Consider the following 1,455-nt stretch of genomic DNA (forward strand, 5'->3'; position numbering starts at 1 on the left):
TTGCAGCGTTACCGAAGCCAAGGTCTACAATTCGTTGTTCACGGGAATACAGGCAGCGAGCCAATTAATAAAACTCCAGATAGGCTTAAGCAGCAAGTTCAGTCGCTGATCCGCGAGAAATACTATGATCTGAATCTATTGCACCTCGCCGAGATGCTTGAGGCTCACGAACACATTGTTGTTAAGCGCGAGACACTGCGTAAGTGGGCACATGATATCCATCATGTAAAACGAGCCAAGCGTAGGCGTAGCCGTGTCCATAAACGCAGAGAACGGATGGAAGCACCAGGGCTAATGCTGCAAATGGACGGCAGTACACATCGCTGGTTCGGTGATAAAAAGTCGTGCTTAATCGCTATGATTGATGATGCTAACAGCGATATCCATGCAGAGTTTTTTCCGTCAGAAACGACTGAAGGGTGTATGAAAGTTATGCGCTCAGTTGTTGAGAAATTCGGCGTGTTTAAAACTCTATATGTTGATAGAGCTGGCATCTTTGGTGGTCCTAAACGTTGCAATTTCTCTCAGATGCAACGGGCCTGTGAGGAGTTAGGAATTGAAATCATCTTTGCTAGTTCTCCTCAAGGAAAAGGTCGTATTGAACGTGCCTTCGATACTCTACAAGACAGGTTGATACCGGAGTTACGGCTCAACAATATTACTGACATGACGGGCGCTAATAGCTACCTCCAACACGTCTTCATCCCGCAGTTCTGGCGTAAAAACCTGATGGTAAAATCTAAAACATCAGACACCGAATATACGCCTGTATCACGCTACACCAATCTTGATGATATCTGCATCACCAAGGTCTACCGGAAGATCCGTAACGACCATACGTTTAGCTTCAGGGGAAAACTCTACTTCATCGACTCACCGCTTAAGCACTCAATCACAAACCAAAAAATCGAAATTCGTACGGGTAAAAATAAGCGGTTCGATGCGTACTTCGCCGGACGAAAACTACAGGTAACCGAAGTAACGGAGCCTGAAAAGCTATCCTCGGAAGACTATGAGCTCCAGAAGAAGCTTGATGTATTGGCTCTGGCTGAAAAGCTAGGAAATGTGGCAGAAGCTTCCCGCCTAAGTGGTGTCTCCCGCGATACTATTTACCGCCATCGTAAGCTGATAAAACAAGGTGGAATCGAATCGCTAAAACGTCAGGAAACGCCAAATCTTCACCACAAAAATCGTACAGACAGAGCCATTGAGGAAGTCGTCATCGAATTCTCACTAGCTAACCCACACATGGGACAATCCAAAGTGTCAAGGCTGCTCAAGTCTGAAAGAAACGTCGACATACATGCTAGCGGCGTTCGCAATATCTGGCTAAGGGAAAATATGAATACGACTGCGTTACGGTTAGCAAAACTTGCCGAAGCTCGGCAACATTGATAGTGTGATTACGTCAAAATCGCTTGGTACTTATACCGTCAGTATCCCTTGGTAATCACA

General features: G+C 45.7%; 1 protein-coding gene. It reads left to right on the top strand.

From position 1 onward, the window contains the following. Window positions 1-1,395, top strand: a 1,395-nt coding sequence (locus tag AN394_RS21085; RefSeq protein ID WP_055022512.1) for an ISNCY family transposase, incomplete at its 5' end; no start/stop codon positions are given. Between the last annotated feature and the right edge of the window lie 60 nt (window positions 1,396-1,455).

Origin of the sequence: Pseudoalteromonas sp. P1-26 (genome assembly GCF_001401795.1) — a bacterium.
In the GTDB taxonomy this organism is placed as follows: Bacteria; Pseudomonadota; Gammaproteobacteria; order Enterobacterales; family Alteromonadaceae; genus Pseudoalteromonas.